Raw genomic sequence first — 26513 nt, forward strand, 5'->3', positions numbered from 1 at the left:
GATGTAAGCAGCAAAACGATATAAAATTGTTATACTGCTTTTTTATAACTGTACTTTCCTTAAGAATCTTGCTTCGTTAGTTCGAGAAGATAAACTGAAATGTCTGTTCTAATCATAATAAAATATTTCAGTTCATCATTTTTATAAACGGTTTAACTTTTTTGCAAAGCAACATTATTCATGATAGCACTTGAAAAATATAATACCAATGTAGTTTGAAGTCGAATTTGCAGTAAATAATCGCACTTTACGGTATGTGTCATGATAAGCTAAAGAGGATTCTTTCGAACAGATACAAAATTTTTAATAAAAATCAAGATAAAAGGCAATATAAGGAGGGTTGAATTTATATTTCGAAAGGAAGGATAGCAATTGAGTAAAGTTCTATACATTACCGTAAATCCGAAACCAACTGATCAATCATATGGACTTTCAGTTGGACAAGCTTTTTAGAAGCATATCGTCACGGGGCTCCGGATGATGAAATTATTGATCTTGATTTGTACAAAACCAATATTCCATATATTGATGCAGATGTACTTAATGGATGGGGAAAGCTACAAAAAGGGACAGCGTTTGAAAATCTTTCTGCAGAAGAGCAAAGTAAGATCGCTGCAATTAATAAATTAACAGATCAGTTTGTAGAAGCAGATAAATATATATTTGTAACACCGATGTGGAATTTTAGCTTTCCGCCGCTTATGAAAGCATACATTGATACAATTTGTATGGCAGGAAAAACATTTAAGTATACAGAAGAAGGTCCTGTTGGCTTGTTATCTGGTAAAAGGGCCGTTCATATTCAAGCGCGCGGTGGTATATATTCAGAAGGCCCAGCAATAGAAAAAGAGTTTGGAGATCGTTATCTTCGAGCGATTATGGGCTTTGTTGGAATTGATGATGTACAATCTATTATTGTAGAAGGTATGAATCAAACGCCAGATGAGGCAGAGAGTATTAAAGAAAAAGCAATGGCACACGCGAGAGAAGTTGCGAAAGGCTTTTTTGAATAATTAGAAAAAAACCCACAAATTTCTTATAATGGAATTTGTGGGTTTTTATTTATCAGATAAGTGGGGGAATCAGGATGGATATTGTTTTTACAGAGAATGGGAAACGTTTTAATTATCGCGTAGCAGCTGTATGTATAGAGAATGGAAAGGTTCTTCTTCATCGCGGGAAGGGAGATAACTTTTGGTGTCTACCTGGAGGACGAGTTCAAATGCTTGAAAGTAGTGAGTCTGCTCTTAAACGAGAGATGAAAGAAGAGTTAGAAGTGGATGCAAATGTAAAACGATTAATATGGATTGTTGAAAAGTTTTTTACTTATGATAATCATGAGTTTCATGAAATAGGTTTTTACTATGAAACGCATTTAGAGAATTGTGTTATTCCAAAAACAGGTTCTTTTATAAGAGAAGATGGCGGACGAGAATTTGAGTTTCAATGGGTTCCACTAGAGGAGATTCATCATTTTAATACGCAACCGGCCTTTTTAAAAACAAAGCTAGATCATTTACCGCAGTGTGTAGAACATATTGTGACAAATTAAAAGAAAGACAGCTCTGTACCGTTAAGGTTATGTATAATTTCAAATAAAAAGAGACTGCCCCAAAAGGCACATATGTGCCTTTTGGGGCAGTCTCTTTTTGTGAAATCCTATCTTTTAAAAATTGGATATAGGTTAGAGGAGAATAAGAAGAGTGAATTAGGTTTTGTCTAGCATAAAAGACATCCGATTCTAAGCTGTACATATGGAAATATAGTTGAATAATAATTCTGGTGAGCAGAGGGAATAGTAAATATAATTTTGAGCAGTAGAAGGGATAACTGCCCATTAAAAAGAGGATAAAAACAAAATTATTGCTTTTTAAATGAAATTCATATATTGTTTGATATATCAATTATTGATATATCAAATTTTTAGACAGCCTAAAAAAGGGGTGGTAATTTGAGCGATTCATGTTCAAAAGAAGCAATTATTTTATATAAATTACATTTCCTCAATAAAGACATTAGTTCGAAATTCGAAGGCTGTACGGGGATTAGCCAGTCTAGACTTGAACTTTTACATCAACTTTATCTAGTAGATGAAATGAGTCAAAAAGCACTTCAAAAAGAAATCAATATTGACAATGCAGCAATTACCCGGCATTTAAAGCAACTTGAAGCTAACGAAATGATTACAAGACGTAAAAATCCGAATGATAATCGAATAACCCTTGTTAGTTTAACAGATGCTGGTCGGAATAAAATTCACTCCTTTCAAGAGGAAAAAGAGCGATTTGCCACTTCTGTGTTAAAGGATTTTAACGAAGAAGAACGTGATGAGCTTCTAAATATGTTAAATCGCATTCAAAAAAATATAAAAGAATTCTAATGTAACCATTAGACAGAAAAAGGGAGAATTCATCTATGATTAGCATACAAGAAACAAATAATTTTACAGAAATTATGACAGGTCGTCGTTCTATTCGAAAGTATGACCCGTCTGTAAAAATTAGTAAAGAAGAAATGACAGAGATCCTTACAGAAGCAACGCTTGCACCATCTTCTGTGAATATGCAACCATGGCGCTTCTTAGTAATTGATAGTGCTGAAGGAAAAGCAAAGCTTGCGCCACTTGCTAAATTTAATCAACTTCAAGTAGAAACATCAGCAGCAATGATTGCTGTTTTTGGTGATTTGAATAATTTTGAAAATGCCGAAGAAATTTACGGTAAAGCAGTTGAACTTGGATATATGCCTTCAGAAGTCAAAGAAAGTCAAATGGAGAAGCTTACAGCTTATTTCTCAACAGTTTCGCCGGAAGTAATGAAAGACACAGTTTTAATTGATGGTGGTCTTGTAGCGATGCAACTTATGCTTACAGCTCGTGCTCACGGATACGATACATGTCCAATTGGTGGATATGAAAAAGATAAAATTGCAGAAGCGTTTGGTTTAGATAAAGAGCGTTATGTGCCAGTTATGTTAATTTCAATTGGGAAAGCAGCTGACAGTGGTTACAAATCCGTTCGCCTTCCAATTGATAAAATTGCTCAGTGGAAGTAATTGTAGAAGAGCATAAGATTTCATAATTTGCGTGATTGACTTTTTCATAGATATAAATACAAGTAGAAAAGTGAGAGGGGACCGTACCATGATTATTATCCATGCTAAATTTCATGTGAATCCAGAAAAACAACAAGCATTTTTAGATGAGATTCAGCCGCTAATTAGTGGTTCAAGAAAAGAAAGTGGAAATATGTCTTATGATTTGTACAAGGATACCGAAAAAGAAAATGTCTATACGATGGTAGAGGTATGGGAAAATGCCGAAGTAGTTGCTAATCACAATAAGAGTGAGCATTTCACTTCGTTTGTTGGAAAAGCAAATCAATTTCTAGTTGCACCATTAGATATAAAAGCTTTTGATGGAAAACCATTACAAGGGTAATAACAAGGAGAGCGTATAAATTGACGCACTAGTTTGTGAAAAATTATGATACGGTTATAGACAGTTTCCATCGTTTCAATGAAATGTAAGTGGAATTTTTAATTAAGGGGGAAGAAAGATGACAAATTCAAATAATAAAATAGCCAGTATCTATGAAGGCACGAATATAAGCAATTGGGGAACATTTCAAAACGTGGAAGAAACAAAGTTATTTGATCCGATTCAAATTGGAGCTTGGTCTCTTCGTAATCGTGTGGCAATGGCACCGATGACGCGTTGTTTTGCTAATGATGAGACAGGGGTAGTTGGAGCTGATGTAGCCGAGTATTACCGGAAACGTGCGGCAGATGGTGTGGGTCTAATTATTACAGAAGGAATAGTAATTAGCCCAAGAGCGAAGGGGAATCCAGGTGTCCCAGGTATTTATACCGAGGAGCAAATTGATTCTTGGAAGTCAGTAACAGATGCAGTACATGAAGAAGGTGGAACAATTATTGCGCAAATATGGCATGTAGGACGTATGAGCCATCATGAACTAACAGGTGGATTCTTACCACAAGCACCTTCAGCTATTGCGGCACAAGGAAATGTCCCACGTTTTCGGAAGCCTTTTGATACACCAGAAGCGATGACAATAGAAGAAATTCAAGAGACTATCGAACAGTATGCACAAGCTGCTAGGAATGCGATAGAAGCAGGCTTCGATGGGGTAGAAATTCATGGGGCACATGGGTATTTAATTGATCAATTTGCTTATGAATTTGCGAATCATCGAAATGATCAATATGGCGGAGATTTAAAACAAAGGTTAACATTTATGAAAGAAGTATTGCAAGCCGTTATAAGTGCGATTGGTGCAGATAAAACGCTTATTCGTTTTTCGGCATTTAAAGGTGATAACCCTAGCTACATGTGGGAAAATCCTGAAGTAGCAATTCAAACTTTCGTAGATATGTTCTATGAAGTAGGATTAACGATGATTCATCCTTCAACAATGAATTATACGCAAGTTATAGCTGACGGAAAAAACTTACATCAATTAGTTCGTAAATATTGGGATGGTATAATTGTAGGAGTTGGGAATTTAAATCCAAAAGAGGCAGAAGAAGCACTACAAGAAGGTACAATTGATGTAGCGGCATTTGGTAGACCATTGATTTCTAATCCGGATTTTGTTCATCGTGTTAAACATGGGGAAAGTTTAGAGGAATACGATGCAAAGCAGCATCTTGCTACATTAATATGAATAATAAAAGAAGAGCACATAAGGTGTTCTTCTTTTATTATGTAAGCAAAAAATATAAGAGAATAGCATGATAGGGGGAACCGAATTTATATTACCCTTATCATATTACTAAGAACCTCGATGACTCCAGTAGGAGAAGTCGAGGTTTTTAGCTTGTATTGAGATTCAAGCTTATTTTTCTTTTCTTTCACTGATTTCGATATTTGTATAATGTATGAACTTCTCTTTTAAATTTCTGGAGAAGTTCAGTATCATCACGATTTGCATACCTTGTAGCGTTATATGCATCGATAATCACATCAAATTGAATGGAGATCTTTTCTTCTCTATGAAGTCTTTCCATCCATTGTTCAACTGTTTCACCGCGTAGCCGATTTAATGGTGGTTTTAGTTTCTTTTCCAAATTAAAAATTTCTTTGCGAATTGCATTGTTTGGTGGGCGTAACTTTCGGTTTCGCTTTTGTATATTTCGTTGTTCTAGACCAACAATGATAGGTTCATAGGAAGACATACGCCCAAAGTTGATTTCATGACGCCTTTTAAATAGTTTCCAAATCACATAAATGGCAGCAACTACAATGATAAGAATTGTAATACATTGTAAAACGAACGGATCATATTCTTTTCCTAGAACCTGTGGAGGCGGCGAATTACCTTGCATCAAATTACTATTTAAAGAACGGTCAGTTTGCTTCAGTTCAGCTGCTAGAAATAGTGGGTTTAAAATATATCCTAATCCTAAAGCAATCCATTGAATGACATAAGTGATGCCAGTTCGTACGTAAGAAAGGAAAGGTATGAATAAAAAACTAGTAATCCCAATAGCTGTAACTGATAGTAATCGCATTATTTGTTGATTTCGATTAAAACTTGTCATCCATAATGTTAGGAGTGTATGCAAAATGAGTAATTCTAATTCCCATATGGAAGGAAGCTGCATATGGAGAAAAATGGAACCAAAAGACCATAGAACGGCTCCTAATAATTTATGAAAGGGTGAAACATCATCTTTTGCGTACACAAGAAAAAAGAAAAACGGTAATAATACGGAACTTATAGTAGAAAATAACGCCAAAGAATAGCAAACTATGACTTGTAGAATGAATAGTGCTACAAACCATGTTTTTTTCTTTTTACTAATTTTCATAATAGGCAGCAAGCAAATATGACTGACTAGAAGAAACAAAACAATGTGTACAACTTCTCCTTTTTCAGTTAATAAAGAAAGAAGGAGGAGAAGAATAAAATCATTAACGTACCGTAGCCATGTATTCAAGCTGTTCCACCACTCCTTCATTGTGAACAATATATGTTGGCTGTGTTGTATAAGGTATATTATGTTTAGGGACGCCAAGGAAAAATAGTGTAGACGACCTCACTCTTTTTCGCATCATATAATGCAGAAAACTCTCTCGCGGCAGTAATGTGCTATCTTCTGAAATACGTGCAAGTTCTTCCAATGCTTTTGCATAATGCATAGAGCCTTCATTCAGCGTCAAGTGCATAGGCCCATCTTCTGTTAAAATGCTAATAAATAATTCAAAGGGAATTTTTCTTTCCGTTGCAATTTGACAAATGTATGTTGCATAGGAGATCAAGTCTTCTATATTTTCTTTCCATCCAATTCCTCGATCTGAGGCAAGGCATATGCAAATTGTCCAGCTATAATTTTTTACTGCTTCATATTTCTTGGCTTGTAAGCTTTGCATTTTTGCGGATGCTTTCCAATGGATGGAACGAAATGATTCTCTTTCATACTGTTTTACTCCGACAATTGACGTTTCATCATGAAAAAAAGAAAAATTTGTTCTATAAGAGCCCAGTAATAGTTGCTGTATTTCTTGTATTCCAGCAACTTGCTTCGGAGTAGGATAGACAATAATTTCTGTTTTTAATTTATGCATAATTGGTAAATGTACTTGAATGATATTAAAAGGATCACCAATGATGCATTCAAACTGTTCAATTTGAAAAACCCCTCGTTTTGTCGCTGTGAAAGTTAAATCTAACTTTTGCTGTGAACGAGCAGGCTGTGAAAATGGAAAAGAAAAGAGATTTTTTGATATTTGTTCTAGTCCTATGCTTGGATGAATATCGAGTGATGGATGTATATGAAAAAAACATTTTCCATTCACCAACGGTACTTTTGCTTCATTTTGTAACATAATGGATAGTTGTCCGTTCTCTTTAGGAAACAATCTTGTTGTTTGTTTTTTATTTATAATTTGAAAGTGCTTCTCTATGTAAGTGATATACCGATAAATAAAAAAAGAAAATATATAATAAAACAGAAGCGGATATACGATATATGGCTGCGGTAAGAAAAATGTGAACAACAGTGCAATCGGAATTGTTAATTTTATGGTATGATTTTGAAATAATAATGGGACGGAGACGAGACGTTGCCCATTCATGTTTGTTCAATCTCCACTGGTACATCAACTTCTTTCAAAATCGCTTCTATAATCTCTTGTTTTGTCGTACGAAGAGCGCCTTCCATGGATAAAATAATGCGGTGTTTCCAAATGTAAGGAAGTAGTAATTGCACGTCTTCTGGTGTACAAAATTCTCGATTCCTTAAAAAGGAAAGAGCTTGAATACTTCTTACTAAAGCGAGTGTTCCGCGTGGACTAATTCCGTTTGCGATAAAATCATGATTACGAGTTGCATTAGCAAGTTTGATTATGTAGTCTTCTAAAGGTTCTGATACATAAACATCTTTTACTTTATTTTGTACTTGAATAATGTCATCTAGTGAGATGACAGGCTGAAGCTCGTTTAATGGTTTATCCTTTCGAAAACGTCTCATCATTTGAAGCTCTTCTTCCGGAGTAGGATAACCAATCGAAATGGTCATTAAAAAACGGTCAAGCTGTGCATCTGGAAGTGGAAATGTTCCTTGTGATTCGATTGGATTTTGCGTTGCAATTACGAAAAATGGTTTTGGAAGAGGTGTGGATTGTTTTTCAAGTGTCACTTGTCGTTCTTCCATCGCTTCTAATAAGCTCGATTGTGTACGTGGCATGGCACGGTTAATTTCATCTGCTAATAATAAATTTGTCATAACAGGACCGAGGCGCAGTTCAAATTCACTTGTTTTTGGATTGAAGTATTCAATACCTGTTACATCACTAGGCAGTACATCAGGTGTAAACTGTACGCGGGAAAATTGGCCGCCAATACTTTTAGCAATCGTCTTTGCCAACAATGTTTTTCCTGTCCCAGGGACATCTTCTAATAAGACGTGCCCATCTGCTAATAATGAAACTAAGAGAAGGTCAATTACATTTTCTTTTCCGACAAATACAGAAGAGATGTTTTCTTTTAACTTATGTATCATTTGTTTCTTCCTTTCTTACAAGTCTTTTTCTCTTAATTTTAACAAAATTTTCTAAAAAATAAAATTATTTTTCGTTATAATGCAATGTTAAGCATGTGCGTAGATGTTCTGATAAAGTAAATAAATAAATAGCCCTATGTTAACGAGCTACTTACAATTTGCTGTTGTATGATTGAACAAAGTTTTTTTCTTATATTCTGATCGTATATTCTTTCAAAACGTACCCAATCATCGTTGTAGTAAATAGATATGTGAGAGCTGAAAAAGTGAGGATGCTCTTTTACTTCTTCGATTTGTTCGTAAAAGTATTCTTCATATCGCTCAGGAGTAGGCTCGTTTTTTTCTTTATATACAAACAGTAATCTTTTATTTGTTGTCAGTAGTATCCCTGGCATTGATGGTCCTCTATGTAAAAATAATGATAAGGAACATTGTGCGTAAAAAAGGATTGTTTCGTTTTCATGGAGTAAGTTTTTTACTGTATCTAGTAATGTTGGCATTACAATCACCTCTTTCTATATATAATGATTATATCATTTAAATAAAGTTCGATAATTTCCGTAGTCTTTTAAATAAAGTCACGGTGTTTATAAAAAAGACACGATGTTTATAAAAAAGTTGCGATGTTTTGCCCCTTTGGATCTGTTTATCTAAAGGGGCGTTTTTATAGTGAAAAGTGAAAAGAAGATCTAAACTGAAAGGCGGATTAAGGAACTGTTGAGTAGCAACAAATGGCTATCAAGACCTAAATCGTAAAAAGTTATCAAAAATAAAGGATGTCACATATTACATATAACTAATATGTGACTGTGAAATGGCAATAAAGTCATTTAAAAAATAATAAAGTTGTTTAAAAAATACCAATCATTGTATTCAACAATCGGGCCATATAGTTGAATAAATAAATCCCAATTTCTCAATTATGACACTGAGAGATTGGGATTTTGAATGCTGGAATATCCTTAACGCTGTAAATCCGTGTTTTGCTGGAGGTACCCTGTTATCAGTTTTGTAAAGTTTTGAGCGGTTTTTGATAGATAATGATTCTTCAGCCATATTAAGCCCATAGATGCAGATAGCTCTGTATCTGTAATTTTGAAAGCCTGGATATTGTAGTTTTTGTATTGTTTAATGACGGTTTCCGGAACAATGGCCTCTCCAAATTTACAAGCGACTAAATCTAATAAAAGGGAGATGTCAGAGCACTCGGCAATAATGTTCGGATGTAGTTGAGCTTTCGAAAATGCTTCCAAGATCATATAATGAACTCCCAATCCTTCTGTACTCGGTAATATCAGAGGGTGGTTTTGAATGTCAGCAAGCATAACCTGATGATTAAAAGGCTGCTTTTTATTTGAAGTAATAAAGTAAAAAGGTTCTGTATAAAGATGGATAGCTGAAAAATCATCTAACTCGAGCGGTAATCGTATAATCGCCAGCTCTACAATCCTGTCTCTCACTAATTGACAAAGATGAGATGACTCATTTTGATGAACTTTATATGTAACCTTAGGATATTTTTTGTGAAATTGGTGAAGTAACTCAGGTAATCCGCCTACCGAAAAAGTATTGATACCTATCGTCAGTCTTCCACTTACCCCGTTTCCGACTTCCTTTACCTCCATTCTGGCTTCTTCCATTAACTGAGTCATTTGTAGCGCATACTTATATAAGGATTTTCCTGCTTCCGTCACTTCTAAAAATTTCCCACTTCTCTCTATTAATTTCGTTCCTAATTCATCTTCCATTGTTTTCAGGTGCTGGCTTAGCGGAGGCTGGGAGATATGAAGTCTTTCAGCGGCAGCAGAAATTTTTCTTTCTTCTACAATTGCTATGAAATATCGCAGTTGTCTAATATCCATCAGTGGAAAAAACTCCCTTCCTATATGAAAAACTTAAGTAAAATTAATCTTTTTTATATTTTTCATATACTACATTCTAAGATATCATAATTTTAGATGAAAAGAAATTTCCTGCAATGGCTTTAAACCGCGATGCATTTTTAAGTAAAAAAATTTTGCAGATGTTAGCTAGAACATCGAGATAGGTTAATAAAAGCTTTTCTTGCGGGAAATCTTTATTTTTAAGCCAATTAGAACTAATTTCTATTGGTACTTGGAAAAAATAAACATTTTAATATAAAGGTGAAACAATATGAAGAAACAACGTTTTTACGGCGCTTTAAGCATATTTCAATGGTTCTTTTTCCTGCTGGCTACTTCTGTTGCATTACCAATCGTAATCGGGGGAGTATTTCATTTATCGACTGAGGAAATATCCGATTTGATGCAACGAACTTTTTTTGTGGTGGGCATTAGCTCTTTTATACAAGGATGGCTCGGACATCGCTATCCGATCGCTGACGGACCTGCAGGTTCATGGGTCAGTGTATTTGTTATTTTAGCGGGTATGGCGATTCAGCAGGGGGAAAGTACGAAAGAAACATTACAACTTTTAGAAGGTGGTTTGCTGGTTACAGGATTTTTACTAGTTATTCTTGGCATAACCGGCCTGGTTAATCGGCTGCTGTTTTTGTTCACTCCTTTAGTTACTGGTTCTTTTCTTTTGATTCTGAGTCTTCAACTTAGTGGTGTTTTTTTAGAGGGAATGCTCGGAATACAAGGACAGTCCAACCTAGATTATCAAATAGTAGCGATTTCATTTGGCGTATTTGTTCTAGTGATAGTGTTATCAATTAAAGGAAAAGGATGGATGAAAAGTTACTCCGTACTGTTAGGAATTTTATTTGGGTGGTTACTATATTTCTTATTAGGAAAAACCCCCAATACGATTTCCACACCGGCTTCCTTCATTAAATTACCAGACATTTTTGCATGGGGGACTCCGAAGTTAAATGCTGGAATGGTTATAACCTCAATTATATTTACGTTTATTTTAGTCTCTAATACGATAGCGGCCGTTACGGCTGTTAAACAAGTGGTTCCAGAATCAGGAGAATCCGAAAAACAAACCATTAATCGCGCCAGTTGCGCAGGCGGTATTACACATGTTATATCAGCTCTTTTTTCGACAATTGGAATTGTGCCATTGCCAGTATCGGCGGGTTTTATCCGAATAACCGAGCAAAAACGAATAATGCCTTTCCTAATAGCAAGTTTAGCCTTAGCAGGTATAGCCTTTGTTCCGGCAATCGTCAACTTCTTAGCTATGCTTCCCGGCCCTATTGCTTGTGCCGCAAGTTTAGCATCCTTTGTCCAAATGATTGGGATCTCGTTTCAATCCCTTTTGAAAGACGAATTAGATCAACGTCGACTAACTATATTAGGAATCACATTGCTAATCGGTATTGGATTAATGTTTCTTCCTAAAGGAATATTTCATGATCTGCCTACTATTCTCCAATATATTTTAAGCAATGGTCTCATTGTTGGTACGATCATCGTAATTGTGATAGAACAACTATGGAAAACAAAAAAACATGAGTGAAAAAAATCATATTTAATATTTAATTTTTAAAGGAGTGTTTTTAAATGAATCACGAAGAATTCATGAAATTGGCAATCGAGTTAGCTTACGACAATACCAAAAACAAAAAAGGAAAACCATTTGGTGCAGTGCTTGTTAAAGATGGTGAGATTGTTGCAAAGGGAGTAAATGATGTTCTTAAAACACACGACCCCACTGCGCATGCTGAACTTCTAGCTATCCGTCAGGCTTGTCGCACTCTTGGTACATCTGATCTTTCCGACTGTATACTATACGCAAGCGGGGAGCCTTGTCCGATGTGTTTAAGTGCCATTTACTGGGCGAACCTTAAACATGTTTATTATTCATATACTGCACAAGAGGAAGAAGAAATTGGACTAGGAACAAAATACGTTTATCAGCAAATAGCTCTTCCAAAGGAACAACGAGACATTAAATTATTAAAGCTCAATAAAAATCATCATGAAAAGAATCCTTTTGCTCTTTGGAAAGAAAGGAATAAATAAATTATATATTTAACGGAACGTGTTTTCCGAGAGAAAAAGCCGCAGAATATAAAAAATTTCACTCCTCAGGTAAAAAGAGCAGAGCAAAAACAATATTAGAATAGAGGAGAATATTTTATGTGGAAGTGGATGATGGCATTTATAGGATGTATTCTCTTGCTTCAAGGTTGTATTTCTAACATTAGTGGAGAACCGAAAAAACAAGAAAAGGAGAAGGAAATCGTGAGCGAAGAATTAAATAAACAGTTGCTTCAAGCAGCAGAACATAGAGAGGCAGACACCATAAGCAAACTCATTAAGAAAGGTGCGAACATCAACACACAGGACTCAAAAGGACGGACTGCCACTATGATTGCGACATATAACAATGATGTAGAAACCGCAAAAGTACTTATCAAGGCAGGTGCGGATGTGAACATCAAGGATGATATGAAAAACAATCCCTTCCTGTATGCTGGTGCAGAAGGATATATAGATATTCTAAAACTTACGATTGAAGCAGGGGCCGACCCGGCGATTACAAACCGGTATGGAGGAACAGCTTTAATCCCTGCCTCAGAACATGGATATATGGATGTAATAAAAGAACTTCTCATCCATACGGATATTGATGTGAATCATGTCAATAATCTTGGTTGGACAGCTTTATTAGAAGCGATTATTTTGAATGATGGAGACGATAAGCAGCAGCAAACGGTGCAATTGCTGATTGAACATGGTGCGGATGTGAACATTCCAGACAATAATAAGGTGACTCCTTTACAACATGCACGTGAGAAAGGCTTTAAAGAGATTGAAAAAATTTTGTTAAAAGCAGGAGCAAAATAGCCGGATTGTATAAGATTCCAATCAGTACAAGCGATCTGTATTACTACTATAAATAATAGACAATAATGTAAATTCACTACAATCATAAAATGAGGAGACGATAAAAATGAACAAAAAAGCAAAAGCAATATCATCAATACTACTCGGATTCACATTAGTTTTAATAGGGTGCAGTGCTGGTGCTAACGCCCAAGAATATCATAGTAAACAGAAGCAAGAACAAGCTGTTAAAGAGACTAAAGAGGAAAATAAGTTAACCAAAGGTCAGGAAATGGCTAACATTCTTAGTAGCACAGATTGGCAAGGTACAAGAGTGTATGACAAAGATAATAATGACTTAACAAAAGAGAATGCAAACTTCATTGGTCTTGCGAAATATGATGTGAAATCAGGAAGATATGAATTTTTTGATGCTATGACAGGTAAAAGTCGTGGCGATAAAGGAACATTCTTTATCACCAATGATGGGAAGAAGAGAATATTAATTTCAGAATCAATGAATTACCAAGCTGTTGTTGACATGACAAAACTAAATAAAGATGTTTTTACTTATAAAAGAATGGGAAAAGATGCTAATGGCAACGACGTAGAGGTATTCGTTGAACATGTTCCATATAAAGAAAAAGAGCTGTCTTTTACTGATCCGGACAAGCAGTTGGACACTACTACAGGAGATATTGTTAAAAACGTTGATGGAGATAAAATTTTAGGTAGCACCCTTTGGAACGGAACAAAGGTATTAGATGAAAACGGCAATGATGTAACAAAATATAATTCAAATTTTATAAGTCTGGCAAAATTTAATGATAAGACTAATAAATATGAGTTTTTCAATGCTGAAACAGGCAAAAGCCGCGGTGATTATGGCTACTTCGATGTTGTACACGGAAATAAGATAAGAGCCCATGTTTCAATTGGAAATAATAAGTATGGCGCCGCCCTTGAACTTACCGAACTTAATAATAATAAATTTACGTATAAAAGAACTGGTAAAGACGTAGATGGCAAGGACATAACTATATTCGTTGAACATGAACCTTATAAAGGTGATCTTAAACCAAAATTCACTAAATAGGGCTTGGTATGCAGACAAGAAGGGAATAGATTTCTCAGTTCCCTTCTTGTTTCCTTTAACAAGGGAAGAAATAGCTAGAATTTCTTTTGTCGAATTTAAACAGTGAGGAAATAAGTGAAATGACGGGAATAGAACAAAAGAGTGTGAAGCTTTCTGCTTAAACTAACTAGCTAATAGAAGCTTCAGTGATCTTCAACAAACGGGCGCGATTGTTGAACAACATAGGTAGAAATGATCAAATTTTTTTATAAAAACTAAACATAAATCTGTAAGAGAAGAATCCATTTTGATCAATTTTTTTTCAAAATGGATTCTTTTTATTTATCGTAAAACTTGGGATTGCGAGGCATTTTTGAACAAACTTTATTTCAAAGCTACACGTCTTGCAGTGATAGATAGTCAAAATAAACAAGCAAAATAAAAACCCTTCGTTTGCTTAACAGCAGACAAAGGGCAATGACATAAATGATCTAGTAAGAAGGGAATCTGACCATTTCCTTCTTCATTTATTGTAACATAGAAGGAAAACAGCAAACAAAGGAGGACTCTCATGAAAGAAATTGAAAAATACATGACACCTGTTGAGAAACAATAAAGTTGTTTAATTTTAAATAAAATCGTTACATTTACAATAAAGATGTTTAAAAACGCCAGTCAGGTTATTCCGTTAAAGGGCCAGATTGTGAAGGAATGTACTTTAAGTAACGGGGCAGGTTAGCTGTACAAGTTATAAATTTAATGGTTTAAAGTTATAGAGCATTTCTTTAAATGAGGAATGCTTTTTATTTTTGCTCAAAATAAAAATATACAATAAAAATATTATTTAAATTAATAAAAATTTATTGTAAAACGATAAAATATATATTAAAATCAAAATCAGAATAAATAAGTGAGGTGCTTTTTATGGAAAAAGTAACAACGTTGTTTTTAAAAATAACTGTTATTCTTTTAGGAGTCCCAGTTCTTGCTCTGTGCATCTTTTTGGTGCCTGAGATGGCGAATCTTGCAGCAAAATTGCTTCCACAGTTTGCTTTTATAAAATATCTCGTTTTCATCGCTTTTGATGCATCGGCTATACCTTTTTACTTTGCTTTGTATCAGGCTTTCAAACTCTTATGCTATATTGACAAAAATAAAGCTTTCTCCGATTTATCTGTAAAAGCTTTAAAGAAAATCAAATACTGTGCCATCACAATCAGTATTTTGCATGTGCTAGTTTGGCCGCTCTTCTATATCTTTGCGGAAGTAGACGACGCACCAGGAGTTATCTTTGTCGGATTGGTTGTTCCTTTTGCTTCGATGGTTATCGCAGTCTTTGCGGCTGTTCTCCAAAAACTTTTACAAGATGCAATTAATATCAAATCAGAAAATGATTTAACGGTCTGAGGTGAATAACAATGGCAATTATAATTAATATTGATGTGATGTTAGCAAAAAGGAAAATGAGCGTAACAGAACTTTCGGAGAAGGTTGGAATAACAATGGCGAACCTTTCTATATTGAAAAATGGAAAGGCAAAAGCGATTCGATTATCCACTTTAGAGGCAATTTGTAAGGCTTTAGAATGTCAGCCTGGAGATATTTTAGAATACAAAAGTGACGAAGACAGTTAAACATTGTGGAGGAAACTTAATATAACAATTATTAGGGAAGGTATAACTATGGACATTAACAATTTGATTATTGAAAATATTGCTAACCCTCATGAGCTGGAGAGAATGTATAGAAAAGACCCAAAAGCTTTTAAAAAGTCATTCTCACACGCATGGGAACAAAATCCTGATTCTCAGGTTCTTGGTGTTTGGTATGAAAGATTGCATTTCAAGGAGACGGCAAATACAGAAAAAACTTCCTTGCTTCAAAAAGGTTTCTTATTCATGGGCATTTTAGCCATTCTGGCCGGGATAAGCACCAGGATCATTTTCCATTTTGTCGAACAGGAAGCAATTGCTCCAATTAACCTGGCTTTTGGTATAATTCCCTTTATTGCTGCCTTTTTTGTTTACAATAATACTCCGAAAAAAGTATTATTTATTCCCTTGCAGCGTTGTTCCTAATTTCCGGGTTTTATCTTAATATGCTACCATTAAATTATAAAGACAGTATTATCCTTGCTTATTTACACCTTCCCATATTCTTATGGGTATTGGTAGGGCTTGCATTTACAGGAAATGAATATTCAAAAGGCAGTACAAGATTAGCCTATATTAAATTTAATTTGGAATATTGTATTCTCTACGCCAGCATGGCAGTTAGCGGAATGGTACTAGCAGCATTAACCATGCAGTTATTTAGATTTGTTGACTTGGATATAGAAGACTTCTATTTTAGTAATGTCGTTTTATTTGGTGCTGCCGCTCTCGCTATTGTGGCTGCATACCTGGTATCAATGAATCTTAAACTTGCTAAGAATATTACACCATATATAGCTAAAATTTTTAGTCCTCTTGTCCTGGTCACATTGTTGATCTATCTTATAACGGTTATATGGGTCGGAAAAAATCCATTCTTGGACCGCAATTTCCTGATAGCCTTCAACGGAATACTCCTTGGTGTATTGGCCGTTACCATATTTTCCATTATCGAGAGCGACTCAGACGAGAAAAAGAACATTTCAGATTATATAAATTTTGCCTTAATTGTTCTTGCGCTTATCATTGACAGTGTGGCTTTGTCAGCCATCGTGTTCAGACTTTCTTCTTATGGGATTACGCCTAATAGACTTGCTGTTTTAGGAGTAAACATACTTATCTGGGCAAATCTGATTTGGATTATGCTCTCCTATATGCGTTTTCTACAAAACAAATCCGGACCTTCAACTATCCAAGATGCCGTTACTAAGTATTTGCCGGTCTACGGACTTTGGGCAGCTTTCGTTACATTTACTTTTCCTATAATTTTTAATTAGAAAGGCTCTGTTAATGTAACGAAAAGTTAATCTTCTATAACGTATAAAATCCTTAGAGCCGATATTATGCAGCTTTTTATACAGAGTTGCATAATATCGGCTTATTTTCATTACTAAAGTTAAAAAGAGGGTATTCAAACTAGAAGACATAATATATTGTTGCAACTGGATTCTTTAAAATATGTCCAGTTTCATGTGCCCAACGAAAAAGGACTACATGAAACGTATTTGATAAGCTAAACTTGCAGGTTTTAAGTTTGAGTTTGATTTAGATTAAATGTGAAAAGATGTACTTACACTAAAGGGGGCGTTAGTAAAACAAGCTAAAGGTAGCAATCATAATCATATCTTGATCTTCCGTAATCGGGCGCGATTGTACAATAACAATTAGATTTAAACGACTTTATTGTTGTATTTTTTAATGCAGTGAAGTATTTCACATCAAAAATTAAACAACTTTATTTTAACCCCGTCTTAAAATCAGAACGGGATTATACGTGTTTTAGATTTAAAATTAAACAACTTTATTGTCATTTTACAACACCAGCTGAAGCATTTTTTTATTGGAGGATTCCTCGTGAGACATTGAAGAATAAATACAGCCCGTCTGTAATGAATGAGAAGCAAGTGAAGGATCTAGAACGCATGAAAGAAGAAACTATTTCATTGTGGGGAGGATTCAAAAATACACTCAGGATGATTGGCTGGTTTTGGATCATAATGCTTTTTATATTTGGAGAAAGCTTGTTACAATAAAAAGAAAAACATAGGGTAAATAAGATAATGGAAAGAGGAAAGAGGCTGAATGAAGTCAACGGGAATCACTAGAAAAGTAGATGAATTGGGGCGTGTAGTTATCCCAAAAGAACTGAGAGATACGCTCGGTATTAAAGAAAAATCACCATTAGAGATCTTTGTAGATGGAGAAAAAATTGTTTTACAGAAGTATCAAGCTGGTGGGGCTTGTGTGATAACTGGTGAGGTTTCAGAACGTAATATGTCATTAGCAAATGGAAAGATTACAATAAGTCCAGAAGGTGCAGAGTACCTGGTTAAAGAGTTGCAACAATACCAAGTTAAATAGAGAAATTAAAGGCTCCGTCATACAGGGAGCTTTTTTATTACCGATATAATAATTTCACATACCGTAATGATTAATAAACAAGACAACCCCCAAACAGCAGTCTACATTTATAGCTTGTTTCTTTTTTGGGATGCTATTTCCTTACAAATGTATCTAATTTCCTAGCGTTGTAAATCCTCATTTTCCTGACTCTACCCCAACCATTTATAAAAAAGATGAACCGAAATAATCTTATCAACACTTGAAAAAATATCCTAAAAACCAGGAATTAACAATTAAAATTGTGATAGAATTTATATATATAGGAAAGGCGGGGAGGTTATGAGAAAACGTTCACGAATAGGAAAAACATTAATTGTTTTTGGAACGATTTTATTTGTTTGGGGACTAATTATGCTTAATGTGATTACAGATATTATACAGTTTGAAAATACAAATAAAGCATTATCATTTAGTGTTCTTATTGTTGGAACAGCTTGTTGCATTGCATCTAACTTTTTCAAAGAACGTAAAGTATAAATATTTTATGTACATAAAAATGAGACTTCTACATAAATTTTAATGAAACTTTTTTATAAAAGGGGTAACGCCAGCATTTCGGAAAAACCCCACGCTAAGAGCATGCAAGATTTTATACAGTTTTTCTGCTAATCCAGTAACCTAAAACCCACGCCAGGATAGGAATGTATAAAAAATGAATAGAGTTATAGAAAAAGAAAAAGTGGATTCCTTGTGAGAGTAGGAATCCGCTTTTTTCTTGCTAACGATAATGATGCGTTATGTCAACCTGACATGTATGGAATATACATCCAATTTTTATGACAAATCACTTCTTTCAAATGATAGGAATTTTATATATCTAATATTTATAATTTACGTTATGGTACAATATGTTAATTAATTACAATACTTTCTAAAAGGAGGATACATAATGAAAGCAACGAAACTCGTATCATTAGCAATACCTATTCTATTATTAGTAGGTTGTGCGGTAGGAGATAAAGAGTCTACTCCTAAGACTGAGCAGTCAAGCAAATCAACAATGAAAACAGTAATATCAGAGAAACAGTATCCCTATTATATTTGTGAACAATTAGTAGAGTTTCAATACAGGAAGGATTTATTATTAGTAAACTCAGGGAAAGCTATGAAAGACAAGGAAAAAGAAAAAGATATTTTAAAAACAGCAAACGAGATGGATAAGATTTTAGACAATATGGAATATATAAAAGTTCCTAATAAATACAAAGACATTCACAAAGACATACAAGTAGGGGTAACAGATGCAAGAAAAGCAACAAAGTTTATTAAAGACGCTAGTAAAGAGGATAAACCGAATATGCAAGAAGCTGTACTAAAAAGTACTCCACATTTATCAGGTGTAGATGGAGAACATTGGAATAAAGCAATTTATGAGTTAGGTAAGGAAAACAAAGATGCTTATGGTAAAGCACTTGATAAATTAATGAAAGAACATGCGGAATAATATAGTAACTTACAACAATACATACAAATCATTCAAGTCCACACATAGAATTTTAAAATGACTTCCGCTAACGATAATTATGTGAAAACGAAAGTCCTCCAGTTAAACAATCTGGAGGACTTTTAATAGTCTTCTAAATACATTGAATCCCGATAATGTTACGTTATGTTAACCTCATATGAATAGAATATACATCCAATTTTTGTAACAAATTACTTATTCTCAATGGTACAATCAAGGGGAAGGGGAGAGATGTTATGCTTTCTATATTGATTACAATGGTTCCACTTATTTTTCTCATCTTGATTTGGGATAATCTTCGGCTGATTAGAAATAACTCCGAGCAACAGGTTAAACAGAATGAACAGATTATTAAACTTTTAAAAGATAGCAAACAAAAAAAGGGGAGGCTCAATGAATATTCTCATGCAAGTTTTTGATGCTATATTCAATATACTGTATGCGTTTTTTTCAAAGGGAATTTGGATAGTCCTGTTCTTCTTTTTCTTGAATAAGTTGTACGAGAACCAAAGATTGGCGGCAACATCACGTGTGATTACTCCCGTTCTTCTTGGACTTTACCTCCTATACATTATTTTAAGACCACTATACCAATCTTTTTGATAGGGAGGGGTTTGCTATGAATCAATCATTTCTTAAGGAGTTCATATGAAATCAGAGGATAAAAAGAAAGAAATACAAGAGAAATATAGAGAGAAAATACAACTAGCAAAAGAAAGTAAAAAGTACACCATAGAAGCATTTATGGTTCTGTTGCAAAGTTTTCTAAATGAAGCTACACTCTTGAAAAAAGGAACGAGGAGAATCACAAATGCGATATTTTAAAGGGAAACAGTTCAAACGAGATATTATTTTGGTAGCCGTCGGCTACTATTGCCGTTTTGCTTTAAGCTATCGTGATGTCTCTGAAATTCTGAAAGAACGTGGTGTTTCGGTTCATCCCACAACCATTATGCGTTGGGTTCATGAATATGGGAGCTTGATTTATCAAATTTGGAAGAAGAAAACGAAAAACACCCACTTGTCTTGGAAACTAGATGAAACCTATATAAAAGTCAAAGGGAAATGGTGTTATTTATATCGTGCGATTGATATAGAAGGGCACACATTGGATATTCAACTTTGTAAAAAGCGAGATCATCAGGCCGCTTATGCTTTTATGAAAAGACTAGTGAAAATGTTTGGAGAACCAACGGTTCTCACTACAGATAAGGCGCCCGCATTACTTTGTGCGTTTAAGAAATTACGGGAAAAAGGCTTCTGTAAACACACTACTCATTGTACAATTAAATACCTGAACAATCTTATAGAACAGGATCATCGACAGGTGAAGCGTTGTTTTGCCAAATCCACAGGATTTCAAAGTATTCGTTATGCTTCACGTACGATAAAAGGAATCGAAACCGTTCATGCCCTATACAAACAAAGGCGAAGTCTTCAAACAGACTCCGCCTTTTCGGTATATCATGAATTACAGCAATTACTAGTAGTCTCATAATATTTCCTCATATATTCATGCCTCTGTTTATCTCTTGAGAAACTTTGCAACAGAACCCTCTTATTCATCTTTTTTATTCGGTTCTTGGATTTGAAGGAGTTCAACAAAAACATTTAGCATGTCCTGTATTGGAATTCGATTGTCTACAAAATGTTGCAAATTAAATCCATTAAAAATAGCCATGCCTGCTGTTGCTAAAGTTCTGGCATCTAATGGACTTCCGATTATACCTTCGTCTTTCATTCTCTGAAAAAAATGTGTAAGGAATGATCTCCATTCTTCCATCTGGAGAATAAGCCTTTCTTTTATTAGAGGTAATTGATTAGATATCATACATCCTTGGAGAAGCATGGGAGAAGATCCTTTTTCATAAGCTTCATTTACCAAACGCATAGAGTATTCTTTAAATTTATTTAGCATATCACACTCTTTTTGATTAAGAATTTCCTTTAAATCTTCAAAATAAAAATCAATTCCTTCTTTTATTAGTTTCAACAAAAATTCTTCTTTATTGGAAAAATGAACATAGAAAGCACCTTTAGAGTAACCCGCATGTTTTACAATCTGATCAACGCTTGTCCTAGAATAGCCTTGTTTAGAAAACAATTCAATTCCTGATTGCATTAATTTGTTGATGGTGTTTTCTGATTGTTTCTGATGATAAATTCCCATAGAAACCTCCTTTTTAATAAACTGAATATTTTATTAATTTTAACACATTCTTCATCATATAATAAATTGATTAATACTGACTAGTTGGTATTAAAAAAATTAACACTTATAAAGGAGATGGTTGAATGACGTTATCTCAAGGAATTATAAAAAAATGGTTGTTACCGTTTATTTTATGTTTTTCAATGGTTTTTGCATTTTTTCCGCAATCTAAAGCGGAGGCTGCTACGACACCAACCTCAGTTTCAAAACAAACGCCTTCAACACAGAATATGGTCCAATTAAAAGACTTGCCCGTTATGATTGATGGTGTTAAATATACACAAGACGATCCGCATGTAAAGAACGTAACCCAGTTTGTTTTCGATGACTCAGCAAAGGCAAATGGAGTAGTCTATGGGTTTACAAATCAAGACCATTTAAATGCTCATTTGCAGAGTGCTGTTGTTGAACGTGAAAAGGATACTAAGAGCAATACGGTTACAGCCCAAGCTGTTTACTACAATTCGTATTTTTATGAACATTCTTATTTTAGAGGGAATTCTTTTGGAGCTTCCAGTAATATTTATCGAGTGGGCTCATATTGGAACGACAGAATTTCTTCGTTGAAGGCGGGTTATAATCATAACTGGACAGTTATGTGTTGGGATATTGGCTACCAAGGGAAAAGATTCTGGGTGCAATCCGGTATCAATGTCAGCTATGTCGGGTCAACTTGGAACGATGAGGCATCTTCCATCTTCTTTACTAATTAAACTGAAGGACTAACCGCAGGAAGTATAACGGACCTGAGGAAACTTCTACGAAAATCGTGGGAGACTTTCTCAGGTCCAAATATTTTACTTTAAGGTCATTGAAACGGTTGTTGGATCGAGAATCACACAACATAAGAGATTGTTTTTTTATATTGAAATTAAGTTATTTTAAGGACCATAAACCTTCATTTTTGGTGATTTTAAATGGTACTTTTATTTTCCTTTTCGTATAGCGATTCCGTATATCCAAAAGCCAAACCAAAAACAAATTACCAAAACAGCAATACTTAAACGTTTTGGGTTAAGTCTATTTACAATATTTGTCTTAACGTATGTTTACTGCGTTTGGCTGGTACTACCCCATTAAAGAAATCCCAACAAATCTATATCCATGTAATCGGTAAAGGCAGCCAACGACAAACAGGGCTGTCTACTTTAGCGTTGCTTTTTAACCATGCTATCAGTCGAAATACAGAGCAGAAGGAATTATACATAGAGTTTGTACAGTCAATCGTTCCAGGTGCAGCGGAGCGTCTATATGAGCTGACAGAAGAAAGAAACAATGGATTAATTACGCTAAATACGGGTTAATTTATAGTTTTGTCCACTCTGCCAATACATATTTCTATTATGCTTTCTGGGGTTCGTTTCTTTTGTGGATGTTTTTAGTTATTTACTATACTTTTTATTTAGTAACCTGATATTATTATTTTTGTATATACGAAAGGGGATTTTTACTATGTCGATTTCACCTAAAGATTTAGAGAAAGAACTTCAAAGTTCAAGTAAACATTTTTCAGATGAAAAGTTTTGGGACAAATTAAAGAAATATGCTAAAAAAGCAGGATCTTCTGTTATTTACGCAGTCTTGTTATTATATTTCACACTTCAAAAAGATGATGTTCCAGTTCGAGCGAAGGCTACGATAGTTGCAGCATTAGGTTATTTTATTTTTCCGTTGGATTTACTACCTGATGTAACGCCTATGGTTGGGTATGCAGATGATTTAGGAGCGTTAGGCATAGCTTTGGTTCAAGTTGCTATGTATATTGATCAGGATATAAAAATCAAGCCAAAGATAAATTGAAAGATTGGTTTGGAGATAATATAGATACAGAAGAAATAGATGTTAAAATTGGATAAAAAGTAAATGGTTTATTGGGGTCTCGCCACATGCCCATCAAGCTTAGCTTATTTAAGTTTAATTTCACGTAAGATTTTTTCTTTTTCTAAAGATCCAGTGTAATTTCTTAAAGGTTTGCATACCAAATAAACCCTATCGGGTTTCAACTTTTTGGATTACGCCACATGATTGTGAGACATAGAAAAGTTATATACGACGCCTAAGATATCAAAGACTGTTTTCTTCTCATACCTATGGGATTTTCGTCCGTTTTTCTGTAAGAGATTGAACAGACGAAACAATATCTTTGTTAATTCTTGGGTGTCTTTTTGTAAAGATTGATAAATAAGTAGAAAATAATCTTTTATGATATAAATTGCTTTATATTCGCTTAATTCTCGTTTTTTCTTGATGAGGAGTAATTGGCGCATTTGAAACATGGTGGAGGAACAAAGAAGAATGCTAATTAATTGTCCATATAAATGACATTCCAGTCGTTCTAATTTTACAGAATTACAGTGATGAATACGAAAAAATGATTTCCATGTTTTAAAGATAAGTTCAATTTGCCATCGTAAGGAGTAAAAATCGTATACTTGTTCCTTTGGTAGATATTCCAAAGGAATATTTGTAATATAAAAGTTAATTGCACTAAGCCGCTTACTGCGTTCTTTATAGGTAATTTGCTTCTTATGTTCTTTAGATGCTAAATCCTTTTGTCTACGTTTCATTTGCGTTTCAGTTAATTTATACAGAATGAGTCTTACAGGAAGCTTTTGATACATTCCAAGATAAATCTCAGGAATTTCATATGTTTCACCTGACTGTAATTGGTCAATAAATTGCTCCATATCTAATTGGATGTACTCAGAGTACTTTTTTATTGTTCCATTTTGAAAGTATTCGGGCTCTTTATTCTTCTGATATATCCGTGTATTGAGCTTTAATCTTGAAATAAAATAAGCATTATACTTGTCTATAGTATATAGGTCTTTTAAGTCGAAGTATCCTAAATCTCGTATACACACATCGTTCGATTGAAGAGACGTCAAACAAGTAGATCCATAAGTTTTATCATTGTGCTTTCCTGATCCTACATGAATATGTAGAAATTGACCACTTAGTAAATCATACTCTAGTTGAATTTTCACACCAGCATTTTGACCACTACCACCTGAACCTTGATAAGTAGAAGTGAATTTATCTGGAACCTGAAAGTGTGTAGAATCTAATATACGAATACGACGAAAATAGTTTGTATACAGAGTTGTAATTTTGTTAGTGGAACAAAATTTTTGATGAAGTAAATATGCTAGTATTTGTTGTAAAAACTGTACAGCCTGAGAATTGAAGCGTTGATTGAGTCCTTCTGGACTCATAGAAATACCTGTGTTAGCTTCTAATCGACTACATAATTGTGCCAATGAAGTATGAGCTATATTTTGTCTTAACCAAACACACAGAGCTACTAAATCTTGTGCACGATATTTACTTTTTCGTTGAACAAATCCTACTTTTCTAGCTAACTGATCCAGAGCATGTGGTGACATATGTTGCTGTAATTCTTTAGAAAACAATTGTAATTCATCAGAAATTGATAAATTCATACCAAAAACGCCACCCTTTCTGTATATTTCTACAAAAAGAATAGCGTTTTTTTCGTTTTATGGATACAATTTTTTAGCTTGATGGCGATGGGGTGGGACCCCATGCCCATCAAACCAAGACAAATCATTATCCCTATAACGAAAAAACGCCATCTTTTCTGTAATTTAATGTAAATAATGGTATTTTTTAAGTGCATTGAGGTTTCAAATGCAAGAAACAGGGGTATGTAGTAGAATAGATAGTACTGGAGGGGGATTGATGAAAGAATATATTTATACGAAAAACGAAAAAAAGTGAACTTGAAATTTGGAATTTTAAAAAAAGACATTGTATTGACCATATCACTCTTATTAGCAATCGTAAGCTGTTTATTCCATGCACCAAAAATAGAATATATTAATTTTAAAGTATTAGTCAGTTTATTTAATCTTATGCTCGTAGTTAAGGCTCTGGAAGATCTTAAACTATTGGATAAGTTCGCCATTGCTCTACTAAGTAAATGTCATACTAGTAAAAGTGTTTCAGCAATCCTAATTTTATTATGCTTTTTTAGTTCCATGCTTGTAACGAATGATGTGGCATTAATAACATTTGTACCATTAACACTTATAATTAGTAAGTTTATACAAACTTCTATGTTAGATACTATTATACTAGAGACAATTGCGGCTAACATCGGAAGCAGCCTAACTCCTATGGGAAATCCTCAAAATCTTTTCATATTTACTAACTATGGAATAAAGCCTATACAATTTTTTACAACAATCCTTCTATTAGTGGTTCTTGGAATTATTCTGTTATTCTTTCTTAATCAAAGATTGAATAGTAAAACATTGGAAATGGAACTTCCGTATATTCCTATAAAAAGTAAAAAAAGGCAACAGTATGGGGAATACTATTTGGCATCATATCTGCATCCATACTAGGGGTTTTAGACTACAAACTTGCGTTCATCATCGCATTGGGAACCGCATGTATACTTGATATAAAATTATTGAAGAAAATTGATTATTTATTGCTTATTACTTTTATATGTTTTTTTATATTTATAGGAAACATATCGGAATTAAAGGTAGTTCACACATTTGCAAGCGAAAATCTCAAAAGTCCCACATCTATCTTTTTCAGTTCCATAATTTTAAGCCAACTGATAAGTAATGTACCAGCTGCGATTTTTTTATCAAAATTCTCCGTGGATTGGCAGCCTTTATTAGTAGGTGTGAATTTAGGTGGACTTGGTACGATTGTCGCCTCCCTCGCAAGTGTAATTTCATTTAAACTTTTTATTAAGAGAGATCCACAAAAAAGTAAAATGTACCTTATAAGGTTTAGCTTTTATAACTTTTCGATTTTAGCTCTTTTAACTCTTGTTTATTATTTTACGATGAAAAATCAAAATTTCTTTTAATACAAAGTAATAGGTTTAAACAACTTTGGGTCCTACCAATATAAAAACCCAATTTCTCAAATTTTAATA

At 34.2% G+C, this 26513-nt stretch carries 26 protein-coding genes and 4 pseudogenes; 23 read left to right on the forward strand and 7 right to left on the reverse strand.

Features of this window, described 5'->3' with window-relative positions; genetic code table 11:
* Nucleotides 1–372: 372 nt before the first annotated feature.
* The 6 genes and pseudogenes from ACEWFJ_RS12045 (at nt 373) to ACEWFJ_RS12070 (ending at nt 4685) form a co-directional block, all read left to right on the forward strand.
* A pseudogene (locus ACEWFJ_RS12045) lies at nt 373–1013 on the forward strand (FMN-dependent NADH-azoreductase).
* A gap of 74 nt (nt 1014–1087) precedes the next feature.
* Entirely contained in the window at nt 1088–1552 is a 465-nt protein-coding gene (locus ACEWFJ_RS12050) for an NUDIX hydrolase (protein WP_473688627.1), read from the forward strand.
* Between the two features lie 399 nt (nt 1553–1951).
* The gene (locus ACEWFJ_RS12055) at nt 1952–2380 is read left to right on the forward strand and encodes a MarR family winged helix-turn-helix transcriptional regulator (protein WP_429718249.1); all 429 of its coding nucleotides are present in this window, start codon (nt 1952–1954) and stop codon (nt 2378–2380) included.
* Between the two features lie 35 nt (nt 2381–2415).
* Nucleotides 2416–3054, forward strand: coding sequence for a nitroreductase family protein (locus tag ACEWFJ_RS12060; RefSeq protein WP_473688629.1), 639 nt, complete (start codon nt 2416–2418; stop codon nt 3052–3054).
* Nucleotides 3055–3142: 88 nt separating this feature from the next.
* Nucleotides 3143–3439 (forward strand): putative quinol monooxygenase, encoded by a 297-nt coding sequence (locus tag ACEWFJ_RS12065; protein WP_473688631.1) that lies wholly within the window; start codon nt 3143–3145, stop codon nt 3437–3439.
* Nucleotides 3440–3557: 118 nt separating this feature from the next.
* Nucleotides 3558–4685 (forward strand): alkene reductase, encoded by a 1128-nt coding sequence (locus ACEWFJ_RS12070; protein ID WP_473688633.1) that lies wholly within the window; start codon nt 3558–3560, stop codon nt 4683–4685.
* 187 nt (nt 4686–4872) lie between these two features.
* Here ACEWFJ_RS12070 and ACEWFJ_RS12075 read toward each other — a convergent pair whose 3' ends face one another.
* The 5 genes from ACEWFJ_RS12075 to ACEWFJ_RS12095 form a co-directional block, all read right to left on the reverse strand.
* Nucleotides 4873–5961 carry a DUF4018 domain-containing protein gene (locus tag ACEWFJ_RS12075; RefSeq protein ID WP_473688635.1) on the reverse strand — a complete coding sequence of 363 codons (1089 nt, stop codon included), beginning with the start codon at nt 5959–5961 and terminating at the stop codon, nt 4873–4875.
* A complete protein-coding gene (locus ACEWFJ_RS12080; protein ID WP_473688637.1) occupies nt 5936–7099 on the reverse strand; it encodes a DUF58 domain-containing protein in 1164 nt (387 codons plus the stop codon). Before ACEWFJ_RS12080 ends, ACEWFJ_RS12075 begins: the two co-directional genes overlap by 26 nt.
* Entirely contained in the window at nt 7096–8025 is a 930-nt protein-coding gene (locus ACEWFJ_RS12085) for an AAA family ATPase (protein WP_473688639.1), read from the reverse strand. Before ACEWFJ_RS12085 ends, ACEWFJ_RS12080 begins: the two co-directional genes overlap by 4 nt.
* Before the next feature lie 134 nt (nt 8026–8159).
* The gene (locus tag ACEWFJ_RS12090) at nt 8160–8525 is read right to left on the reverse strand and encodes a PH domain-containing protein (protein ID WP_473688641.1); all 366 of its coding nucleotides are present in this window, start codon (nt 8523–8525) and stop codon (nt 8160–8162) included.
* Nucleotides 8526–8987: 462 nt separating this feature from the next.
* A complete protein-coding gene (locus tag ACEWFJ_RS12095) occupies nt 8988–9887 on the reverse strand; it encodes a LysR family transcriptional regulator (RefSeq protein WP_473688643.1) in 900 nt (299 codons plus the stop codon).
* 292 nt (nt 9888–10179) lie between these two features.
* Here ACEWFJ_RS12095 and ACEWFJ_RS12100 point away from each other — a divergent pair, with 292 nt between their 5' ends.
* From ACEWFJ_RS12100 to ACEWFJ_RS12160, 13 genes and pseudogenes are all read left to right on the forward strand, one after another.
* Nucleotides 10180–11472: a purine/pyrimidine permease gene (locus ACEWFJ_RS12100; protein WP_473688645.1), complete on the forward strand. Its 1293-nt coding sequence runs from the start codon at nt 10180–10182 to the stop codon at nt 11470–11472.
* Between the two features lie 44 nt (nt 11473–11516).
* Nucleotides 11517–11978 carry a nucleoside deaminase gene (locus ACEWFJ_RS12105; protein ID WP_473688647.1) on the forward strand — a complete coding sequence of 154 codons (462 nt, stop codon included), beginning with the start codon at nt 11517–11519 and terminating at the stop codon, nt 11976–11978.
* A 117-nt stretch (nt 11979–12095) separates the two neighbouring features.
* On the forward strand, nt 12096–12806 hold the full coding sequence (locus tag ACEWFJ_RS12110) for an ankyrin repeat domain-containing protein (protein ID WP_473688649.1): 711 nt from the start codon (nt 12096–12098) through the stop codon (nt 12804–12806).
* A gap of 106 nt (nt 12807–12912) precedes the next feature.
* Entirely contained in the window at nt 12913–13881 is a 969-nt protein-coding gene (locus ACEWFJ_RS12115; RefSeq protein ID WP_473688651.1) for a DUF4822 domain-containing protein, read from the forward strand.
* 903 nt (nt 13882–14784) lie between these two features.
* Nucleotides 14785–15267 (forward strand): DUF2975 domain-containing protein, encoded by a 483-nt coding sequence (locus tag ACEWFJ_RS12120; RefSeq protein WP_429710818.1) that lies wholly within the window; start codon nt 14785–14787, stop codon nt 15265–15267.
* A gap of 11 nt (nt 15268–15278) precedes the next feature.
* The gene (locus ACEWFJ_RS12125) at nt 15279–15494 is read left to right on the forward strand and encodes a helix-turn-helix domain-containing protein (RefSeq protein WP_017153334.1); all 216 of its coding nucleotides are present in this window, start codon (nt 15279–15281) and stop codon (nt 15492–15494) included.
* A gap of 48 nt (nt 15495–15542) precedes the next feature.
* Nucleotides 15543–16789, forward strand: a pseudogene (locus ACEWFJ_RS12130) (DUF4153 domain-containing protein).
* A gap of 805 nt (nt 16790–17594) precedes the next feature.
* Nucleotides 17595–17873, forward strand: a complete 279-nt coding sequence (locus ACEWFJ_RS12135; protein ID WP_429709555.1) for an AbrB/MazE/SpoVT family DNA-binding domain-containing protein — start codon at nt 17595–17597, stop codon at nt 17871–17873.
* 321 nt (nt 17874–18194) lie between these two features.
* Complete coding sequence (locus tag ACEWFJ_RS12140) at nt 18195–18392, forward strand: hypothetical protein (protein ID WP_473688654.1); 198 nt, start codon at nt 18195–18197, stop codon at nt 18390–18392.
* A gap of 412 nt (nt 18393–18804) precedes the next feature.
* A complete protein-coding gene (locus tag ACEWFJ_RS12145) occupies nt 18805–19359 on the forward strand; it encodes a DUF7018 domain-containing (lipo)protein (protein WP_473688656.1) in 555 nt (184 codons plus the stop codon).
* Between the two features lie 414 nt (nt 19360–19773).
* On the forward strand, nt 19774–19983 hold the full coding sequence (locus tag ACEWFJ_RS12150) for a hypothetical protein (protein ID WP_473688658.1): 210 nt from the start codon (nt 19774–19776) through the stop codon (nt 19981–19983).
* A gap of 45 nt (nt 19984–20028) precedes the next feature.
* Nucleotides 20029–20205 carry a hypothetical protein gene (locus ACEWFJ_RS12155; protein ID WP_473688660.1) on the forward strand — a complete coding sequence of 59 codons (177 nt, stop codon included), beginning with the start codon at nt 20029–20031 and terminating at the stop codon, nt 20203–20205.
* On the forward strand, nt 20192–20878 hold the full coding sequence (locus tag ACEWFJ_RS12160) for an IS6 family transposase (protein ID WP_473688662.1): 687 nt from the start codon (nt 20192–20194) through the stop codon (nt 20876–20878). Before ACEWFJ_RS12155 ends, ACEWFJ_RS12160 begins: the two co-directional genes overlap by 14 nt.
* 60 nt (nt 20879–20938) lie before the next feature.
* Here ACEWFJ_RS12160 and ACEWFJ_RS12165 read toward each other — a convergent pair whose 3' ends face one another.
* The gene (locus ACEWFJ_RS12165) at nt 20939–21550 is read right to left on the reverse strand and encodes a TetR/AcrR family transcriptional regulator (RefSeq protein ID WP_098311151.1); all 612 of its coding nucleotides are present in this window, start codon (nt 21548–21550) and stop codon (nt 20939–20941) included.
* A 125-nt stretch (nt 21551–21675) separates the two neighbouring features.
* Between ACEWFJ_RS12165 and ACEWFJ_RS12170 the strand changes: the two genes are divergently transcribed.
* From ACEWFJ_RS12170 to ACEWFJ_RS12180, 3 genes and pseudogenes are all read left to right on the forward strand, one after another.
* Nucleotides 21676–22305 carry a hypothetical protein gene (locus ACEWFJ_RS12170; protein ID WP_473688665.1) on the forward strand — a complete coding sequence of 210 codons (630 nt, stop codon included), beginning with the start codon at nt 21676–21678 and terminating at the stop codon, nt 22303–22305.
* A gap of 345 nt (nt 22306–22650) precedes the next feature.
* A complete protein-coding gene (locus tag ACEWFJ_RS12175) occupies nt 22651–22896 on the forward strand; it encodes a hypothetical protein (RefSeq protein WP_473688667.1) in 246 nt (81 codons plus the stop codon).
* A 148-nt stretch (nt 22897–23044) separates the two neighbouring features.
* Nucleotides 23045–23448: pseudogene (locus ACEWFJ_RS12180) on the forward strand (YkvA family protein).
* 156 nt (nt 23449–23604) lie between these two features.
* Here ACEWFJ_RS12180 and ACEWFJ_RS12185 read toward each other — a convergent pair.
* Nucleotides 23605–25035 (reverse strand): IS4 family transposase, encoded by a 1431-nt coding sequence (locus ACEWFJ_RS12185; RefSeq protein ID WP_473688669.1) that lies wholly within the window; start codon nt 25033–25035, stop codon nt 23605–23607.
* A 255-nt stretch (nt 25036–25290) separates the two neighbouring features.
* Here ACEWFJ_RS12185 and ACEWFJ_RS12190 point away from each other — a divergent pair.
* Nucleotides 25291–26444 (forward strand): annotated as a pseudogene (locus tag ACEWFJ_RS12190) (SLC13 family permease).
* Nucleotides 26445–26513 lie beyond the last annotated feature (69 nt).

Source organism: Bacillus sp. EA-CB0995 (genome assembly GCF_055814245.1).

What these genes read in the sequence shown, in the direction of transcription:
- ACEWFJ_RS12155 (WP_473688660.1), top strand. Translation starts at nt 20,029, where the DNA reads ATGAAATCAGAGGATAAAAAGAAAGAAATACAAGAGAAATATAGAGAG.
- ACEWFJ_RS12120 (WP_429710818.1), top strand. Translation starts at nt 14,785, where the DNA reads ATGGAAAAAGTAACAACGTTGTTTTTAAAAATAACTGTTATTCTTTTA.
- ACEWFJ_RS12110 (WP_473688649.1), top strand. Translation starts at nt 12,096, where the DNA reads ATGTGGAAGTGGATGATGGCATTTATAGGATGTATTCTCTTGCTTCAA.
- ACEWFJ_RS12100 (WP_473688645.1), top strand. Translation starts at nt 10,180, where the DNA reads ATGAAGAAACAACGTTTTTACGGCGCTTTAAGCATATTTCAATGGTTC.
- ACEWFJ_RS12060 (WP_473688629.1), top strand. Translation starts at nt 2,416, where the DNA reads ATGATTAGCATACAAGAAACAAATAATTTTACAGAAATTATGACAGGT.
- ACEWFJ_RS12135 (WP_429709555.1), top strand. Translation starts at nt 17,595, where the DNA reads ATGAAGTCAACGGGAATCACTAGAAAAGTAGATGAATTGGGGCGTGTA.
- ACEWFJ_RS12165 (WP_098311151.1), bottom strand. Translation starts at nt 21,550, where the DNA reads ATGGGAATTTATCATCAGAAACAATCAGAAAACACCATCAACAAATTA.
- ACEWFJ_RS12050 (WP_473688627.1), top strand. Translation starts at nt 1,088, where the DNA reads ATGGATATTGTTTTTACAGAGAATGGGAAACGTTTTAATTATCGCGTA.
- ACEWFJ_RS12115 (WP_473688651.1), top strand. Translation starts at nt 12,913, where the DNA reads ATGAACAAAAAAGCAAAAGCAATATCATCAATACTACTCGGATTCACA.
- ACEWFJ_RS12105 (WP_473688647.1), top strand. Translation starts at nt 11,517, where the DNA reads ATGAATCACGAAGAATTCATGAAATTGGCAATCGAGTTAGCTTACGAC.
- ACEWFJ_RS12145 (WP_473688656.1), top strand. Translation starts at nt 18,805, where the DNA reads ATGAAAGCAACGAAACTCGTATCATTAGCAATACCTATTCTATTATTA.
- ACEWFJ_RS12185 (WP_473688669.1), bottom strand. Translation starts at nt 25,035, where the DNA reads ATGAATTTATCAATTTCTGATGAATTACAATTGTTTTCTAAAGAATTA.
- ACEWFJ_RS12065 (WP_473688631.1), top strand. Translation starts at nt 3,143, where the DNA reads ATGATTATTATCCATGCTAAATTTCATGTGAATCCAGAAAAACAACAA.
- ACEWFJ_RS12160 (WP_473688662.1), top strand. Translation starts at nt 20,192, where the DNA reads ATGCGATATTTTAAAGGGAAACAGTTCAAACGAGATATTATTTTGGTA.
- ACEWFJ_RS12080 (WP_473688637.1), bottom strand. Translation starts at nt 7,099, where the DNA reads ATGAATGGGCAACGTCTCGTCTCCGTCCCATTATTATTTCAAAATCAT.
- ACEWFJ_RS12170 (WP_473688665.1), top strand. Translation starts at nt 21,676, where the DNA reads ATGACGTTATCTCAAGGAATTATAAAAAAATGGTTGTTACCGTTTATT.
- ACEWFJ_RS12150 (WP_473688658.1), top strand. Translation starts at nt 19,774, where the DNA reads ATGAATATTCTCATGCAAGTTTTTGATGCTATATTCAATATACTGTAT.
- ACEWFJ_RS12140 (WP_473688654.1), top strand. Translation starts at nt 18,195, where the DNA reads ATGAGAAAACGTTCACGAATAGGAAAAACATTAATTGTTTTTGGAACG.
- ACEWFJ_RS12070 (WP_473688633.1), top strand. Translation starts at nt 3,558, where the DNA reads ATGACAAATTCAAATAATAAAATAGCCAGTATCTATGAAGGCACGAAT.
- ACEWFJ_RS12090 (WP_473688641.1), bottom strand. Translation starts at nt 8,525, where the DNA reads ATGCCAACATTACTAGATACAGTAAAAAACTTACTCCATGAAAACGAA.
- ACEWFJ_RS12085 (WP_473688639.1), bottom strand. Translation starts at nt 8,025, where the DNA reads ATGATACATAAGTTAAAAGAAAACATCTCTTCTGTATTTGTCGGAAAA.
- ACEWFJ_RS12125 (WP_017153334.1), top strand. Translation starts at nt 15,279, where the DNA reads ATGGCAATTATAATTAATATTGATGTGATGTTAGCAAAAAGGAAAATG.
- ACEWFJ_RS12095 (WP_473688643.1), bottom strand. Translation starts at nt 9,887, where the DNA reads ATGGATATTAGACAACTGCGATATTTCATAGCAATTGTAGAAGAAAGA.